The sequence below is a fragment of the Deltaproteobacteria bacterium genome, from assembly GCA_011773515.1.
GTDB lineage: Bacteria > Desulfobacterota > Deferrimicrobia > J040 > J040 > WVXK01.
In genome coordinates this window covers 211-15,900 of record WVXK01000001.1, presented here as the reverse complement: position 1 = coordinate 15,900, position 15,690 = coordinate 211, and the positions used below count along the sequence as shown (strand labels likewise).

Genomic DNA, 15,690 nt, shown 5'->3' with positions numbered 1-15,690 from the left:
TCGTCCTCTCCTTTGCCAGGCTCGTGGAGCCCGACGATCTCGTGGAGGGGAAGTGGCACGCCAGGGCCGTCGAGTCTTCCCTCGCCTCTTCGGGCAAGAGGCGGGTGAACATCGACATGGGGTATCTCGACCTGCACAAGGTCGTCCTCGCTTCCTTCAAGGAGCGGGGAAACAAGGTCTACCTGGGCAGGGGCGTCTGGGCCGACATGACCCTGTTTTTTCGGCGGGGCGGCGTCGAGGCCCTCCCCTGGAGCTTTCCCGATTTCAAGGCGGGCCTGTACGACCGGGACCTCGTGGAAATGAGGAAAATTTACAAGGAACAGCTGCAAAGGCTCAGGTCATGAAGAGCAAAAGGGCCAAGCTCATCCTTCCGTGGGCGGTCTCGATCGCGCTCCTTGCCGCGGCCGGGCGGGCAACGGCGGCCGATGAGGGGAAGGACCCCTATTTTGAAAAGCGACGCGAGATGGTCCGGACGCAGATCGAGCGGCGGGGCGTCAGGGACAAACGGGTCCTGGAGGTCATGCGGAAGGTTCCCCGGCACCTGTTCGTCCCCGGAGCCCTGCGCCGCAAGGCCTACAACGACCATCCCCTCCCGATAGGCGAGGGGCAGACCATATCGCAGCCCTACATCGTCGCGCTGATGACCGAGCTGCTCAACGTGGGGCCGGAGGACAGGGTGCTCGAGGTTGGTACGGGTTCGGGGTATCAGGCTGCCGTCCTGGCGGAGCTCGCCGGCGAGGTCGTCACGGTGGAGATCTTCACGTCCCTGGCCGACTCGGCGAGAAAGCGGCTGAAGAAAGAAGGTTACGGGAACGTTACGGTCGTCCAGGGTGACGGGTACTTCGGCTTTGAAAAGCGCGCCCCCTTCGACGGCATCATCGTTACCTGCGCCGCGCCTCACATCCCGCCGACCCTGATCGAGCAGTTAAAAGCGGGGGGGAGAATGATCATACCCGTGGGGGCTCCCTTCATGACCCAGAACCTGATGCTGGTGAGCAAGGAAAATGACGGCACCGTCACCACCCGGTCGGTGCTTCCCGTCATTTTCGTTCCCCTCCTCGGACACTGAAGGGCGGCCCGGCGATGGCCTTCGTCGTGTTTTTCTCACAGACCCTTTCCCTCCTCCTGGAGCTTTCCTTTTTCCGGTTCCTCTCCATCCAGCACTTTCACCAGTTTGCGTCGGTCACGGTGGGGGTCGTCCTGGCGGGGTATGGGTTCTCGGGGTTTCTCGTCTATCTCATGGGAACCCGGCACGAGCGGTTCTACCGGCCCGGGCCCTACGTCCTTGCTTTTCCTGTCGTCCTGACGGCGAGCATCGTCTCCCTCTTCCTCGTCAAGGTGGAGCCTTCCCACCTCCTCGTCTCCCCCGGGAAGGCGCTCCTGCTCTTTCTGCTCTTTCTCGTTTTCAGCCTGCCCTACGCCGTATCCGGTGCGATCGTCGGCAGCGCCTTCGCCTCCCTCCCGATGAGCAAGTTCCGGGTGTACGCCCTCTCGATGCTGGGCGCCGGATCGGGCGTTCTCCTCTGGTTCCCCCTCTCAAGGGCGTTTCCCCTCAAGGCGATACTCCTGCTCGTCATACTCGCCTCGACGGCGATGATCTTCATCGAGCGGGGCCGCGGGGTGGGGAAGCGCACAGCCGTCGTCCTCTTCTCCCTCGCCGGGGCCTTCTCCGTATTCGTGAAGCCGCAACCCCTGTCGGAGTACAAGGCCCTGAGCCTCTTTCAGAAGGTGGAGGACAGCAGGGTTCTCGGCAGGTCCCAGGATCTCGCCGGGGAATACCTGGCGGGCTCTTCGGGGTCGTTTCACGCCCTGCCGGGCCTTTCTCCCCGGTATGCGGGCCCCGTTCCCGCCCAGATCTTTGCCTTCTTCGACGGCAACCTCTGCGGCTGGTCCCTGCTCCCCCGCCCGGAAGAGTACGGCGACCTGATCGGGTACCTGCCCGAAATGGCAGCCTTCCTGAAGGAGGGCGGCAGCGCCCTGGTGGCGGGATACGAGGGGGGTGTTCTGCAGGCCATGGCCTCCCGGGGGGGCTACGGGAAGGTGGTGGTGGCCGACGGCAGAAAGGGGCTCATCACCCTGATGTCCGGTGCGGGTCAGTTCGACGCCGGACCTGCGAAGGTCGTGGCCGAATCGCCGCTCCGGTTCATCCGGAGCGGGACGGAAGAGTTCGATCTCATCTTCCTGCCCGAGGCGGGGTCCCTCTCCTATTCGATGGTGTACGGCAAGCCCCTCTCGGAGGATTACCTCTTCACCGAGGAGGTGCTGGGGCTTGCCGTGCGGCGGCTCAAAGAGGGGGGCATGCTGGCCTTCTCCGGATGGAGCAAGAGCCCCTTGCGGGAGGAGGGAAAGATCCTGAACCTTTTGCGGAGGGTTTTCGCGCCTGCGCCGGGGGAAACGCTCCTGGAGAGGGTCATCGTGATATACGGCTATTCGCGCTTCATCATCCTGGCCTCTCCCGGCCCCTTCGACCCAGCATTCCTGGGCCGGCTCGAGAGGTTCCTGGCAAGGACGGGCTTTCCCGCCATCGTGACGGGCAGGCAGGTTAAGGGGGATTACGAGGACAGGCAGTACGTGGAGAGCCTGCTCGCTTTTTTAAAAGAGGGCGATGGACGGGGGAAGGCCCACCCCTTCTACCTGGAGGTGCCGACCCGTGACAGGCCCTACTTCTACCGGTTTTTCAAACCCGCCGGTGCAGCGAGGATCTACGAGAGCCTCGGCCGGTCATCCCTCGTGTTCTTCGAGTCCGGGTACCTCATGCTCCTTCTCTCCCTCGCCGTCGTGGCCATATCAGGCACCTTCGTCATCCTTCTGCCGTCGCTTTTCGTGCTCCGGGCCTATTCCCGGGAAAAGCCCGCGGGCTGGGGCCTCCTTGCCCTCGGCGTCCTCTGCGGCTTCGGCTACACGGTCGTGGAGATGCTTCTCGTGGGGAGGGCGTCTTACTTTTTCGATTCCTACACCGAGGGGTTCCTCGTCGTCATCGCCCTGTTTCTCACCGCTTCGGGGCTGGGCGCCATTGCCGGGGAAAAGTTCCTGCGGGGGGGCGGGCGCGTCTATCTCTTCGTCTCGCTGGCGGTGGCATGCCTGCTCTTCGCCGTGGCCGTTTTCCCCTTCCTCGCCGATTCGGGGGTGTTCGCCGGCCGGTGGCTCGAGAAGGCCGTCTTTGCGGCCACCAGCGCATCGATCGCCTTCCTCCTGGGGCTCTTCCTACCCCCCGTCCTGGCGGGCATGCAGCGGGAGGTGGGGCCGCAGGGGCTCGTTGCGCTGTGGGGGATCAACAACTTCTCCTCCCTGCTGGGATCCCTCGTGACACCCGTAATTACCGTTACCGCCGGTTTTATTGCCGGCGTCGCCGGGGCGTCTTGCCTCTACCTTGCCTTTGCGCTGCTGGCGAAAAGAAGGCTCGCGTGACCTCGACCGGTTCAGTGCCTTGTCGGATTTGGCGGGGGCGGAGAAATGCCCGCCTTTCTGAGGATCCTCTCATGCCTCCGGGAGCGCAGGAGCAGGTATTTACCGTAGAGGTCCATGATGTTTCTGTCCGTCAGCGCCCGCATCCTCTCGCTCACGTCCATGTAGAGGCCCACGAATTCCGGAAACCGCTCGGAAAGCTCCCGGAACATGCGGACGAAACAGTCTTCGGCGTGGGAGGTTGTGTTCCTCAGGGAGGATTCCACGTTCAAATACGCCTTCGAGCCGAGGGCCATGTAGAAATCGAGGTCGGCCGCTTTCCCCTGGATTTTCTCGGGGAAAATACCCGAGAGAAAGAGGCAGAAATCCCCTATCCTCTTGCAGTCCTGAAGCTTTTCCCTGGTTCCCTTCGCGGTGGCGCGCAGAAACCTGATCGACAGCGGCAGCTCCGGGTCCTCCCTGTCGAGGGAGAAGGCGGTTTCGCTCTCCGCGTACTCGGTCAGAAGCTCCACCAGGTAGGAGCGGGTCAGATGGGGAAGCTCCAGGGGGTTTGCCGAGAGAGCCTCGTCGAACCTCTCCTCGAAGAACTCCCGCATCGATACCTCTTTGATTATTCTGACCATGCTTCCCCGGCTGCCCCCGGTTCCGGGAAGTGCCCTCGACCGTCCGGGCCTTTCCCCGGGGCCATGTATTTGCCGTCCGCCTGTACTATAATATCGGCCAGAAAGCGGTTTTTTTTGAGGCCGGCTAAGGAGGGGCGATATGGAAGTCATGGAGGCGGTTCGGAAGAGAAGGAGCATTCGCAGCTTTGAAGACCGGGACATACCGGAGGACGTTCTCGCGCATCTCGAGGACAGCCTGATCTGGGCGCCGAGTGCCGGCAACCTGCAGAGCAGGAGCTTTTATTTCGTCTACCGGCAGGACGTGAAGGAAAAACTGGCCCGCGCGGCCTATGACCAGGATTTCATCTCCCGGGCGCCCCTGGTTGTCGTGTGCTGCGCCGACCTGAGGATCGAGCTGCACTACGGGGGGCGGGGTTCGGGCCTCTACGCGCTCCAGGATGTCGCCGCAAGCGTTCAGAACCTCATGCTCGTCGCCACGTCCCTTGGCCTGGGAACCGTCTGGGTCGGCGCGTTCAAGGAGGGCGCCGTTTACCCCATTCTCGGCCTTCCCGATCATTTGCGCCCCGTCGCGATCGTTCCCGTCGGCTATCCCGCCGAGGAACCTCGCGCGCCGGGCAGGGTGAAAAAAGACCAGGTGATAACTTACATACGGTAGGGGTTTTACGAAGCGGTGAACGCTCGGGGGAGGGGTGCCCCGGCGCTCATCCCGGGGGCGGCGCGGCCGATCCCTTTCGACACGGGGGGGGGGAATTTTTTAAAAAACTTTTCTGCAGATTAAGGCATCTTTCATTATAGACGGAGGTGTTTACGTGGGAGATGTAAAGCTCCAGTACCTCGAGCCGGAAAATGTCGCCGGCCTTATCGTGGTCATCACGGGCCACGGGAAGGGAAAGACCACGACTGCCCTCGGGATAGCGGTGCGGGCGGTTGGATACGACATGAACGTGTGCGTGATCCACTTCATGAAAGGCGACATTCACGCGGGAGAACTGGATGGCATAAAGAGGCTTGCGCCCAACGTGGATTGCTACCTCACGGGCAAGGGTTTCTGCGGAATACTGGGAAACCCCTATCCTTTCGAGGAGCACCGGGCCAATGCGCAGGACGCGATAAAGCTGTCCATGGAAAAGATGCTCTCCGGGGACTACCATGTCGTGATCCTCGATGAGGTGAACAACGCCATGAGCCTGAACCTGGTCGACCTTCCCCAGGTGATCGAGCTGATAGAGAAAAAGCCGCCCCTTCTCCACCTGGTCCTCACCGGGCGGGATGCGCACCCCGAGGTGATTGAGAGGGCCCATACCGTGACGGAAATGAAGGAGATCAAACACGCCTACCGGAGAGGCATCGAGCCCCAGAAGGGGATCGACTACTGATATTTTTCAGGCCGGGCGCCCCCCGGCGTGACCCTCATCTGTCTTTCGCACCCTACCATCGTATCGAACACGGACTCCCGGACCCGCCAAAACCCCCTTCCGGATCCACACCCGAAAATCGTGCGCTGGCCGGTGCCTGACCGGCCCGCGCCGGGCTCATGTGTCCGTACCGGGCCCCATTTCGGCCTTTCTTTCCGGGAAAAATGCAAAAAAGTTTAATTTTGGCGAACCCATGTGCAGAATTTTAAATCTAAACTTAGTAAGGGGAGACAGCAATGACACAGAAGGAACGGTTGGGAAAATACACCGACATCATGGCGATCCACGAATGGGTGGGGTCGATCCTCCACTACTGCTGCATTTGCGACTTCTGCAAGCGCGGGAGAACGCTCAGCAAGGCCTGGGTGGAGGCGACCAAAAAGGACCCGGCTCTCGTTTACATGGATTAACGGGAGCGTGTTTGTAACCGGTTCATCGGAAATGTTTCCTTTCACTTTTCAAGGAATTTCCCCTGAACATAGCGGGATGTCACCCCACGCGTAAAAGACCATCTGTCGGGCGGTTTCGGCGGTAAGCGAACGGGTTTTGCCCGGCCTGCCCCCCGTTTACCGGGGCCTGCGCGTGCGTCTACGCCATCTGTGCGCCCTCACGCAGCTCCCGGGAGATGCCGAGGACCTCGGTTACGACCCCCTCGTCCGTAGGGATGGGTATGAGCTGCGTGTCGACACGCCGGACGCCGCCGGGAAGATCCAGGAGGCAGTCGGGGTTTTTCCAGGGCTTCCCCGTCTCGAATACGCTCCTTACGGTTTGCAGCATCGTCTCCGCCACGTGGCCCGGGAAAAGCGACGCAAGAGGGCTCCCCGCCACCTCCTCCTGCGGTTTCCCAATGAGATCGGCCGAAACGGCATTGACGTAAGTAACGACCATGTCCCGGTTGACGATGTAGATATGGTCTCTGGACGCCTCGGCGATGATCCGGTACTGCTTCTCGCGCATCATCAGGGTCTTTCGGGCGCTCTTTTTCTCCCGGATATCCCTGAATATCCCCTGGATCACCCGCTTCCCCCCGATTTCCGTGACGCTCGCGCTGATGTCGACGGGGACTTTGACGCCGTCGCTGCGGAGGATGAAGAGGTCGTCGAAGTTTCCGCCGCCCTTTCTCACCGCCTCTTTGAAAATGGCGCGGTATTGCAGGGCCTCTTCTCGCGGGTGGAGCCGGTACTGGTGCATGCCGATGATTTTTTCCGGGGCGAGCCCGAACAGCTCCCCCGCTTTTTCGTTCACGTCCAGAATTATCCCCGTTTCCGCGTCCGCCAGGAAGATCGCGTCACTTGCCGTTTCTATGAGCCGGCGGTACTTCGCCTCCGATTCCCGCAGGTTTTCCTCCAGCTGCCGCGATCCGGTGACGTCGATGCCGATGCCGATGACGTAGCCTTCCGCCGCGTTTTCCTCCGGGAGGACGGTGTGCTCCCAGGTGATCACCCGTCTGCCTCCCCCTTTCCCGACCCAGGCGGTTTCGAAGCTGTTGGCCGACCGGCCGACGCCGAGCCCCTCGAATTCCTGCCGCACCCGTTCCGCCTCTTTCCCGGGGGGCGACAGGTCCCAGACGTATCTGCCGATCACCTCTTTCGAGGAGAAACCGGTCGTCTCCTCGCAGGCACGGTTGAAGCAGACGATCTTTCCCTCCCGGTCGTACACCACGATCAGCGCTCCCGCCGCGTCCAGGACCACGTCGATGAAGTCCCGCTCCACCCCGGCAAGGCTCCCGCCCTGTCTCTTCCTGTTTTTCCCCTCGATCAGGGTGGAGAGGATGTTGCTGAGAAGCATAAGCTCAGAGAGGATCGTGCTCTTTTCCTTATCGTCCTGGCTCATTCGCTTTCTTCCTTTTTTTTGCAGTTCTTCCGGCGGCGGGAGATTCCGCCGCCCGGTCGGGCATTTTCCGCAGCGGGAAGTAAAATAATAAAATAGTGCGGGAAAATAAATCAATGTATTTCTCCGGGATTTCCCGGTAAAAGCCGTTTTACGGGCTGCTCCCGGGTGCTCCCCGCCTCATTGTGCGGACGTGATTTCGTAGATGTCGCCGGTTGCGTAGTCAGCGACGAAGAGCCTGCCCGCCTCGTCTTCCCCGAAGGTGGAGATCCGGAATGCCGTGTCGAGAAGCAGGCCCGTCTCCCAGAAGGAGCCATTTTCCCGCAGCCCCCAGATTCTGCCGGTGCAGAAATCCCCGTAGAAGTAAATCCCCTGAATCGGGGGAAAGTCCCCCCCGCGATAGACCATGCCGCCCGTTATCGAGCAGTCCCCCCGGGAGTGGTCGTATTCCGCCACGGGAAACTCCAGGCCCGTTGTGTCGCAGCTGCCCCCGGCCCTGCAGTGCGCCCCCTCCATGATGTTCCAGCCGTAGTTCTCCCCCCCGGGGCTCTGCCCCTCCTGGACGTGCACCTCCTCGAAGGAGCTCTGGCCCACGTCGGCGATGTAGAGGCGGCCCGTCTGCCCGTCGAAGGAGATGCGCCAGGGGTTGCGCAGGCCAAGGGCCCAGATTTCGTCAAGCGTCTCCGCGTCCTCCCTGAAGGGATTGTCGGGCGGGATGCCGTAGGGCTCCGCTGCCCCCGAGACGTCGATACGGAGGATCTTCCCGAGAAGCGAGTTTCCGTTCTGGGCGTTGTTCAAGGGGTCGCCCCCCGAGCCCCCGTCCCCCGTGGCGATGTAGAGGTACCCGTCGGGGCCGAATGCCAGCTGCCCGCCGTTGTGGTTTGCAAAGGGCTGGGGGATCGTGAGCAGGACCGTCTCGCTCTCCCGGTCTGCGACGTCCGGGTCGACGGTGACCCGGTAGCGGGCCACCACGGTGGCCCCGTCTGAGCTTCTCGTGTAGTTCACGTAGAAGTGCCCCGTGGTTTGATAGTCCGGGGGAAAGGCCAGCCCGAGGAGCCCCTGCTCGCCCCCGGCGTTTGCAACCCGGCTCGATATGTCGAGGAAGGACGCAGGCGGGGCAGCGTCCCCCGCCGCGATCCATATCCTTCCGCCCCGCTCGACGATGAAGGTGCGCCGGCTCCCGTCCCCGGCGTGGGTGATGCCGAGGGGCTGGACAAAGCCGGTGAAGGTCCTTGCCAGGGAGATTTCGGGCAGGTCCGCCGGCGCAGTGGGTGTCCCTCCTCCGCCTCCCCCTCCCCCGCAGCCGGAGATGAGCCACGCAGAGATGAAAATGGCCGCCGCGGGAGGGACTCTTTTTTGCCGTTTTTTTTGCATCGCCCCTTCGCCGTTACTTGTCCCTTATTTGATGCAGCTTCGCTTCTGCGGGATTTTTTGGTAAAAAAGCCGGGATGGGTGAAACATGGCGGGCCGCCTGGGGCTCCGGCTACCGGGGCGGGGCGGGGGCAGGTGGGGGGCAGGGAATCCCTACTTTCCGCTTCCCCTGATCCTGGCGAGGTTTTCCATCACCCCCTCGTAGTAGAGGGGGTATTTGTCGGGAGTGAATATCTTCAGCGCCTCCTCATACGAGAAGATCGCCTTCTCTACGTTCTTTTCCCTGTCCCGGATCTCCGACAGCTCGTGGTAGGTCATCCCCAGGTTGTTCTGGGTCGTTGCGTAGTTGACGGGGTACTTCTCTGCGGTGTAGATCTTGAGCGCCTCCTCGAAGGCGCGCACGGCGCTGTCCAGCTTGTTTTTCCCCTCCCCGGCCGCGGAGAGCTCCCGGTATGCCGTGCCGAGGTTGTTCTGGATCGTGGCGTAGTTGACGGGGTACTTCTCGACCGTGTAGATCCTGAGCGCCTCCTCGAAGGCCGCTATCGCCTTGCGGATGTTTATCCCCCTCTCTTTTACCTTCGCCAGGTCCCCGTAGGCCGTGCCGAGGTTATTTTGTATTCCCGCGTAGTTAGCAGGGTAGTTTTCGTCGGTGTGGATCTTCAGCGCTTCGCCGTAGGCCGTGATGGCCTTCTGGATGTTCTCCTCCTTGTCCCGTACCCCGGAGAGTTCCCGGTAGGCCGTGCCCAGGTTGTTCTGGACGGTGGCGTAATCGGCGGGGTGTTCCTCCACGGTGTAGATGGTCAGCGCCTTTTCGAAGGCCCTGATTGCCCGGTAGATGTTCTCCTCCCTGTCGCGCACCTGGGAGAGCTCGCTGTAGGCGGTGCCGAGGTTGTTCTGTATGGAGGCGTAGTCCTCTGGGTAGGCCTCCTCGGAGTGAATCGTGAGCGCCTCGGAGAGGGCCCTGATCGCCTTGTGGGTGTTCTCCTCCTTGTCGCGCACCTCGGCCAGCTCCCGGTAGGCGGTTCCCAGGTCGTTCTGGATCGACGCGTACTCCAGGGGGAACTCATCGACCCGGTATATTTCCAGGGCTTCCACGAAAGCCCATATGGCTTTCGAGATGTTCTCCTCCTTGTCCCGGACCACGGAGAGCTCCTTGTGTGCCGTGCCGAGATTGATCTTCAGCCCGGCGAACTCCCGGGGGTAATCCCGTTCGGAGTAGATCTTGAGCGACTCCTCGAAGGCCCGGATCGCCTTGTTGATGTTCTCCTCCTTGTCGCCCCTCTCGGACAGGCGCAGATAGCAGGCCCCTTCCTTCGTCTTGATGTGGCCGTAGAGCTTCTGCTGTCTCGGGGAGATGGTCTTGAGCGCATCCAGGTATATGGAGAGCGCCTCCTCGGTCAGGTCTTTCTCGAGCAATTTGTCCGCGTTGTTTATCGTGGTTATCAGGATGTTCTCGGACACCCGCTCCTTTTTGTACTCGAAGAGGTAATAGAGAGTGACGCCGGCGAGCAGCGCCCCGAGGAACGCCGACACGATCGACATGAACCAGGGGTCTTTCAGGTCGAATTTCATGTGATCCGATAGTTCCCTTTTCCGCGAACCGCCCCTCGCGGCTGTCAGTAATAAGTTTCAATTATAAAGGAAGCAAACCGGCACTTCAAAGGGTGCTTTTTCCCCGTCGCGGGAGGGAAGGGGCAAGCGTGAGGGGCTGCCGGTACCGGGGTCTTGCCTCGCTCCGCGGGGGTCGAGACTCAAAGCTCCCTTTCGAGGCACACCCCTTTGAGCACGCGCTTTCTCATCTCCACCTCGCCCCGCACCGTGAAAGAAACCGTTCCGTTTTCCGTTTCCTTCTCGAGGGTCCTTTCGAAGGGGATGCGTTTCCAGGCCGTCCAGGGAGGATCCTGGCCGGCCAGCAGTTCGCATTCGCAGCCTTTCTCGCAGGTGCTCGCCTTAACCCGCGGTTTCCTCCTGTTGTAGCGGGCCAGGACCTGCTGTATCGCGCCGGTTATGTCATCGGGGGAGGGCATCAGTTGGCCGGGGATCGTCTGGGGTCCCGGGATGGTGATGTGGATCGTCCGGCTCTCGGGCCACTTCGTCTCGTACTGGATACAGGAGCATCTTCCGAGGCACTTCCCCACGCTGTCTATCCCCTTTCTATTGTAGAAGGACAAAAACGATACATGTGCACATCTTCGGCATTTTCACGGTGCGCCCGTTACGGCTTCGCGGATAAAAACCTTTTCCCCCAAGATAGGCGTGTTTCCCTATAGTACTACAAACCGGCTGTGCGGAAAAGTGCATGATGTTCTTTTATACGTGAAGTTGATATCGGCGAAAAAAGTGGGCCCCCGGGTTGGGCTCTCGCCCTTTTTTTGCCGCTCAGGCCGTTTTCGCACTTTCAGGTATGGTGCCGTTGCCGTTTGCCGGGGTCAACATCCCGCTTGATACCAGCTCGCTCTCCAGATCTCCGAGTGATGCCGAGAGGATCTCGACCATGTCGTCTATCTGCGACTCGCCAATCACGTAGGGAGGTGCGATCAGGACGTGGTCTCCGTCGGTCCCGTTGTAGGAGCCGCCGCCCGGGTAGATGTAGAGGCCCTTCTCCAGGCAGATGCTTCCGAGGCGGTGGCCGATGGCGAACTGCTGGGGGAAGGGCTTCCGGGTCCGCCGGTTTGCCACGAGCTCCACGCCCGCGAGAAGGCCCTTGCAGCGCACGTCGCCGACCACGGGGTGCTTCTTCCTGAGGCAGGCAAGCTTTCCCTGCAGGTAGTTTCCGAGCTCCTCCACCCGCCCCACGAGGTTTTCCTCCTTTATTATCCGGATGACCTCGAGGCCCACGGCCGCCGAGAGCGGGTTTCCCGCGAAGGTGTGCCCGTGTATGAAGGAGCCCGAGGGGGATCTCTTGATGACCTCGTAGATGTCGTCGCTGATGATCATCGCCCCCAGGGGCGAGTAACCGCTGCTGATGCCTTTCGACACGGTGACGATGTCGGGTATTGCCTGGAAGTGCTGGAAGGCGAAGAACCTCCCCGTCCGGCCGAACCCCGTCATCACCTCGTCGAAGATGAGCAAAACGTCGTACTTGTTGCAGATGTTTCGGATCCTCCGCAGGTATCCCGCCGGCGGAACGACGGCGGGCGCGGAAGCCCCCAGGATGGGCTCCATGATGAAGGCCGAGACCAGGTCGGGCCCCTCGATGAGGATCGTCCGCTCCAGCTCGTAGGCGCACTGGAAGTCGCAGTCGGGCGGGCCCGTGTTTCTCTTGTGCTCGTGGAAGGGGCAGCGGTAGCAGTATGCCGGCGGAATCTTCGGGGAGGATGGCAGGAGCGGGGCGTACTTGCTCCTCCTGCCGGGGTGCCCGCTCAACGAGAGGGCGCCGATCGTCGAGCCGTGGTAGGAGATGAACCGCGATATGACCTTCGATTTCTCGGGGTTTCCCCGCTCCACGTGGTACTGCCGCGCCAGCTTCACGGCGCCTTCGACGGCTTCCGAGCCGCCCGACGTGAAGTAGACCCGCTTCAGCGGCCGCGGCGCGAAGGAGGTGATCTCGTCGGCGAACCGAAGGACCGGTTCGGAGGAGAACGCCGAGAGGTGGACGAAGGCGACTTTTTCCGCCTGCCTCCGTATCGCCTCGATGAGCCTTTCGTTGTTGTGCCCGAGGCAGACCACGGCGGCCCCCGAGGCGCCGTCGATGATCTCCCTCCCGTCACGGGTGTAGAGGTATATCCCCTCTCCACGGGATATGACGGGATAGGCCCTGTTTAAGTTCCGGTAAAAGATGTGGCGGGTTTCCGACTTTACACTTTTCACCGATCGGTCCTCTGCAATCCGGTTCCCGGCGCAGGACGGGCTGCCTCTTCTCTTTTCATGCCTGGAAAGTGCGCTCTCTCCGGTGCGAAATCCCTCATTCTCGTTTCCTGCCTGCCGGAGGTTGAAAACAAATTCACCTACATTGTTATCGGAAATGTCCGCCGAATCTGTAGGAGATTACCAAATCCCGGGAAAACGTGACGGCCGGGGACCGTCGGGTGCGGGCGGAAATCTTTTAAGACATCGCCGCGCGGGAAAAGGGCTGCGTGTCCGCATCATTCTGCCGGTGAACCAACGGGCTTTGCGCGGCATCATATATTCACCTGCACCGTGAGACAACGCACAAAGGGAGGGGTTCAGGTGAAAGAGAAAGTGGCCGTGCTGGCCTCTATCGTCCTTCTCACCGCGGCCCGGGCGCAGGCGGGCTCTTTCGACAGCGCCAGGGTTGTAAGCGAGGCGGACTGGTCGAAGCTCGTGACGGTGACGGTGACCATGGGCGAGTTCCGCTTCGACCCGCCCGAGGTTCGCTTTACTGCCGGCGTCCCCTACAAGCTCACGATTACAAACAGCGGGAAAGCGAAGCACTACTTCGTGTCCGAGGGCTTCTTCAAGGGGATGGCGTTGCGGAAAGTGGAGACCGGTGACGGCGAGATCAAGGCGCCCTACCTGACGGCGGTCGAAGTCTTTCCGGGACGCTCCGTCGACCTCTACTTCGTCCCCGTCGAAAAGGGAACCTTCGGGCTGACCTGCACCATCAAGGGGCACGCGGAGAAGGGCATGGAGGGCAAGATCCTCGTCGAGTGAAGCGCTGCCGCGGGTAGCCGTTCAGCCCGGAAACGGAAAGGGCGGGGAGGCTTTTTCCTTCCGGCGGCTGAGCGGTCCCGCGGCGGGGATTTTTTCCACGGCCCGGGTAGCGGTGAATTGCCGAAGCCGGCCTATTCTACTATAGTAGAGGGATAACCCTTATTGTTGAACGTTCATTACAGGGATCGTGACTGGAGGATGGTAACAGATGGGGAACGTATGAATCCTCTCAGATGGATTGTTCCCTTTAGACCGACAGGAAAGGAGAGAGACAATGGCTGGAGTAAAAGCGGTCGTTTACGAGGAATATGCGCCGGATGACAATTTCGAGCGGATTCTGCAGGTAAAGGAGATCGAGGAGCCGAAGCCGAAGCACGACGAGGTGGTGTTCCGCGTCGAGGCGGCGGCGCTGAACTACAACGACATCTGGGGCATGCGGGGGGTCCCCATTCCCGTTCCCCTGCCGCACGTCTCGGGCTCCGACGCGGCGGGTGAGGTCATAGCCGTGGGGGAGGACGTGAAGACCATCAAGGTGGGGGACCGGGTGGTGTCTCACGCGAACATGTCCTGCAGGGTCTGCAGCGCCTGCACCGATGGCCGGGAGTATGACTGCGGCCGCAGGACCATCTGGGGATTCGAGACGGGCCCCACCTGGGGCGGCTTCTCGGAGGCAACCTACCTTCCCGAGGTGAACGTGATCAAGATCCCCGACTCCGTGAGCTACGAGGAGGCCGCGGCGGCCTCGATGACGCTCCTCACCGCCTGGCACATGCTGGTGGGACGGGCGAAGATACGGCCCGGGCAGACGGTCCTGGTCATGGGGGGAGGATCGGGCGTGGGGAGCTTCGGCATCCAGATCGCGAAGCTCTACGGCTGCACGGTCATCTCCACGGCGAGCCCCGACAAGCTCGGCAAGCTGACGGAGCTCGGGGCGGACTTCGCCGTGGATCACCGCAAGGACGACTGGCACAAGGAAGTCAGGGGAATCACGAAGGAGGTCGCGAAATCCACCGGGGGGACGCCGGGCATCGACGTGTCCTTCGACCACATCGGCCAGACCCACTGGAACAAGCAGCTCATCCTCCTGAAATATGGCGCGACCCTCGTCACCTGCGGGGCGACGACGGGGTACGACGCCGTGACGGACCTGCGGCACATCTTCTTCAAGGGGACGAACATCCTCGGCTCGACCCAGGGGACCAGGGCCGAGCTGGAAGAGGGCTTATCCTTCATGGGACAGGGCAGGATCAAGGCGGTGATCGATTCGGTCTACCCCTTCGAGAAGGCGGCCGAGGCCCACACGAAGATGCTCACGGGGAAGGGCCTCTTCGGCAAGATCCTCATGAAGCCCTGAGCTGTTTGACGCGGGAGGGCGGATTGCCCGTTCCCGCTTAATAGAGCGCGAGCCTTTCCGGCCGTCTCTAACCGTGATAGGCGGGCTGCCGGCCTTACGAACCTCTTTCCTCGATCTTTAATCGATACACGGCGGTTCCAACCGTTGCGTGATCGGGGTCGGGCGGGGATTTGAGGGTAAGGAAAAGAGGATGCTCGACATAGAGAGGACGATAGAGTTCATCAAGGATGCCCACCGGGGGCAGGTCGATAAGAACGGAAACCCCTACTACGAGCATCCGCTGCGGGTGATGCGCAGGCTGGGGGCGGGTGCCACGGATGTGGAAAAGGTGGCCGCGCTGCTCCACGACGTGGTCGAGGACACGGAGTGGGAGATCGAGACCCTGCGGCAGAGGGGGTATCCCGCCGAGGTGCTCGAGATCGTGCGCCTTCTGAGCGAGAACCACTTTCCCGGCCTGACCTACCTCCAGCACGTCGAGGCGCTGATCAGCCTGGGTAACCTCTCCGCCATGAGGGTGAAGCTGGCCGACATCGCCGACAACCTCTCCCCCTCCCGCGTGGCGGTGCTGCCGGAAGAGGCGCGCTACCTCGTGGGGAGATACGAGAAGGCGAAAGAAAAGCTGATCGCGGCTGCGGGGCCCGCCGCCGCGGGGGGCATCATCTGGGGGGAGCTGGAGAAACCCCGTAAATAAGAACCTTGCGGGCGCCCCTTCTTGGTTTTCGCCGGATTATGCGGATAGAAAAGAAGCTGCTCTTATCTTATTACTTTCTTCCCGAGAGAACGATCTTGTAGATGACGATGGCAGCGACGATGGCGGCGATTATCCCCACCTCCCTGCTGCCTTCCCGGAACCACTCGACCCGCACGTGCCGCAGGGCCGCCGCCGCCGTATCGCTCAACCAGTCCCCCACGGCGACGGGACCGTAGATGAACAGCACGATGAAGGCCAGGCAGAGCGGGATCAGGACGAGATAGAAAACACCCCGTGCCGGGACGTTTTTGAGCCAGTTTTTCGGTGGTTTCATACGGGGGGATTATACCACCCGCCGAAACGCCGGCTCCAGAAAATACTTTTTGC

General features: G+C 61.6%; 16 protein-coding genes. 9 read left to right on the top strand and 7 right to left on the bottom strand.

All coding sequences use genetic code 11. From position 1 onward, the window contains the following. The 3 genes from GTN70_00080 to GTN70_00070 all read left to right on the top strand — a co-directional run. On the top strand, nucleotides 1-344 hold a 344-nt coding region (locus GTN70_00080; GenBank protein ID NIO15402.1), incomplete at its 5' end, for a DUF4416 family protein. Further along, a complete protein-coding gene (locus tag GTN70_00075) occupies nucleotides 341-1,069 on the top strand; it encodes a protein-L-isoaspartate(D-aspartate) O-methyltransferase (GenBank protein NIO15401.1) in 729 nt (242 codons plus the stop codon). The genes GTN70_00080 and GTN70_00075, both read left to right, overlap by 4 nt. Nucleotides 1,070-1,083: 14 nt before the next feature. Further along, entirely contained in the window at nucleotides 1,084-3,408 is a 2,325-nt protein-coding gene (locus GTN70_00070) for a hypothetical protein (GenBank protein NIO15400.1), read from the top strand. Between the two features lie 11 nt (nucleotides 3,409-3,419). On the opposite strand, the gene GTN70_00065 is transcribed toward GTN70_00070, so the two are convergent. Then, nucleotides 3,420-4,028, bottom strand: coding sequence for a hypothetical protein (locus tag GTN70_00065; GenBank protein NIO15399.1), 609 nt, complete (start codon nucleotides 4,026-4,028; stop codon nucleotides 3,420-3,422). Nucleotides 4,029-4,167: 139 nt separating this feature from the next. Between GTN70_00065 and GTN70_00060 the strand changes: the two genes are divergently transcribed. From GTN70_00060 to GTN70_00050, 3 genes are all read left to right on the top strand, one after another. Next, nucleotides 4,168-4,683 (top strand): nitroreductase family protein, encoded by a 516-nt coding sequence (locus GTN70_00060; GenBank protein ID NIO15398.1) that lies wholly within the window; start codon nucleotides 4,168-4,170, stop codon nucleotides 4,681-4,683. 154 nt (nucleotides 4,684-4,837) lie between these two features. Continuing rightward, nucleotides 4,838-5,404 carry a cob(I)yrinic acid a,c-diamide adenosyltransferase gene (locus GTN70_00055; GenBank protein ID NIO15397.1) on the top strand — a complete coding sequence of 189 codons (567 nt, stop codon included), beginning with the start codon at nucleotides 4,838-4,840 and terminating at the stop codon, nucleotides 5,402-5,404. A 275-nt stretch (nucleotides 5,405-5,679) separates the two neighbouring features. Continuing rightward, nucleotides 5,680-5,853 carry a hypothetical protein gene (locus GTN70_00050; protein NIO15396.1) on the top strand — a complete coding sequence of 58 codons (174 nt, stop codon included), beginning with the start codon at nucleotides 5,680-5,682 and terminating at the stop codon, nucleotides 5,851-5,853. Between the two features lie 178 nt (nucleotides 5,854-6,031). On the opposite strand, the gene GTN70_00045 is transcribed toward GTN70_00050, so the two are convergent. The 5 genes from GTN70_00045 to GTN70_00025 form a co-directional block, all read right to left on the bottom strand. Further along, nucleotides 6,032-7,276, bottom strand: a complete 1,245-nt coding sequence (locus GTN70_00045) for a PAS domain S-box protein (GenBank protein ID NIO15395.1) — start codon at nucleotides 7,274-7,276, stop codon at nucleotides 6,032-6,034. A gap of 177 nt (nucleotides 7,277-7,453) precedes the next feature. Then, nucleotides 7,454-8,647: a glucose dehydrogenase gene (locus tag GTN70_00040; protein ID NIO15394.1), complete on the bottom strand. Its 1,194-nt coding sequence runs from the start codon at nucleotides 8,645-8,647 to the stop codon at nucleotides 7,454-7,456. A 150-nt stretch (nucleotides 8,648-8,797) separates the two neighbouring features. Beyond that, on the bottom strand, nucleotides 8,798-10,216 hold the full coding sequence (locus tag GTN70_00035) for a tetratricopeptide repeat protein (protein ID NIO15393.1): 1,419 nt from the start codon (nucleotides 10,214-10,216) through the stop codon (nucleotides 8,798-8,800). A gap of 179 nt (nucleotides 10,217-10,395) precedes the next feature. Continuing rightward, nucleotides 10,396-10,782, bottom strand: coding sequence for a hypothetical protein (locus GTN70_00030; GenBank protein NIO15392.1), 387 nt, complete (start codon nucleotides 10,780-10,782; stop codon nucleotides 10,396-10,398). A gap of 241 nt (nucleotides 10,783-11,023) precedes the next feature. After that, nucleotides 11,024-12,454 carry an aspartate aminotransferase family protein gene (locus GTN70_00025; protein ID NIO15391.1) on the bottom strand — a complete coding sequence of 477 codons (1,431 nt, stop codon included), beginning with the start codon at nucleotides 12,452-12,454 and terminating at the stop codon, nucleotides 11,024-11,026. 360 nt (nucleotides 12,455-12,814) lie between these two features. Between GTN70_00025 and GTN70_00020 the strand changes: the two genes are divergently transcribed. From GTN70_00020 to GTN70_00010, 3 genes are all read left to right on the top strand, one after another. Next, nucleotides 12,815-13,258, top strand: a complete 444-nt coding sequence (locus GTN70_00020; GenBank protein ID NIO15390.1) for a hypothetical protein — start codon at nucleotides 12,815-12,817, stop codon at nucleotides 13,256-13,258. A gap of 274 nt (nucleotides 13,259-13,532) precedes the next feature. Next, a complete protein-coding gene (locus GTN70_00015) occupies nucleotides 13,533-14,612 on the top strand; it encodes an alcohol dehydrogenase catalytic domain-containing protein (protein ID NIO15389.1) in 1,080 nt (359 codons plus the stop codon). Nucleotides 14,613-14,802: 190 nt separating this feature from the next. Further along, nucleotides 14,803-15,303 carry an HD domain-containing protein gene (locus GTN70_00010; GenBank protein ID NIO15388.1) on the top strand — a complete coding sequence of 167 codons (501 nt, stop codon included), beginning with the start codon at nucleotides 14,803-14,805 and terminating at the stop codon, nucleotides 15,301-15,303. A 70-nt stretch (nucleotides 15,304-15,373) separates the two neighbouring features. Here GTN70_00010 and GTN70_00005 read toward each other — a convergent pair whose 3' ends face one another. Continuing rightward, entirely contained in the window at nucleotides 15,374-15,637 is a 264-nt protein-coding gene (locus GTN70_00005) for a hypothetical protein (GenBank protein ID NIO15387.1), read from the bottom strand. Nucleotides 15,638-15,690 lie beyond the last annotated feature (53 nt).

Coding starts and splice junctions, on each gene's coding strand:
- GTN70_00075 (NIO15401.1), top strand. CDS start 341: ATGAAGAGCAAAAGGGCCAAGCTCATCCTTCCGTGGGCGGTCTCGATC.
- GTN70_00070 (NIO15400.1), top strand. CDS start 1,084: ATGGCCTTCGTCGTGTTTTTCTCACAGACCCTTTCCCTCCTCCTGGAG.
- GTN70_00065 (NIO15399.1), bottom strand. CDS start 4,028: ATGGTCAGAATAATCAAAGAGGTATCGATGCGGGAGTTCTTCGAGGAG.
- GTN70_00060 (NIO15398.1), top strand. CDS start 4,168: ATGGAAGTCATGGAGGCGGTTCGGAAGAGAAGGAGCATTCGCAGCTTT.
- GTN70_00050 (NIO15396.1), top strand. CDS start 5,680: ATGACACAGAAGGAACGGTTGGGAAAATACACCGACATCATGGCGATC.
- GTN70_00045 (NIO15395.1), bottom strand. CDS start 7,276: ATGAGCCAGGACGATAAGGAAAAGAGCACGATCCTCTCTGAGCTTATG.
- GTN70_00040 (NIO15394.1), bottom strand. CDS start 8,647: ATGCAAAAAAAACGGCAAAAAAGAGTCCCTCCCGCGGCGGCCATTTTC.
- GTN70_00035 (NIO15393.1), bottom strand. CDS start 10,216: ATGAAATTCGACCTGAAAGACCCCTGGTTCATGTCGATCGTGTCGGCG.
- GTN70_00015 (NIO15389.1), top strand. CDS start 13,533: ATGGCTGGAGTAAAAGCGGTCGTTTACGAGGAATATGCGCCGGATGAC.
- GTN70_00010 (NIO15388.1), top strand. CDS start 14,803: ATGCTCGACATAGAGAGGACGATAGAGTTCATCAAGGATGCCCACCGG.
- GTN70_00005 (NIO15387.1), bottom strand. CDS start 15,637: ATGAAACCACCGAAAAACTGGCTCAAAAACGTCCCGGCACGGGGTGTT.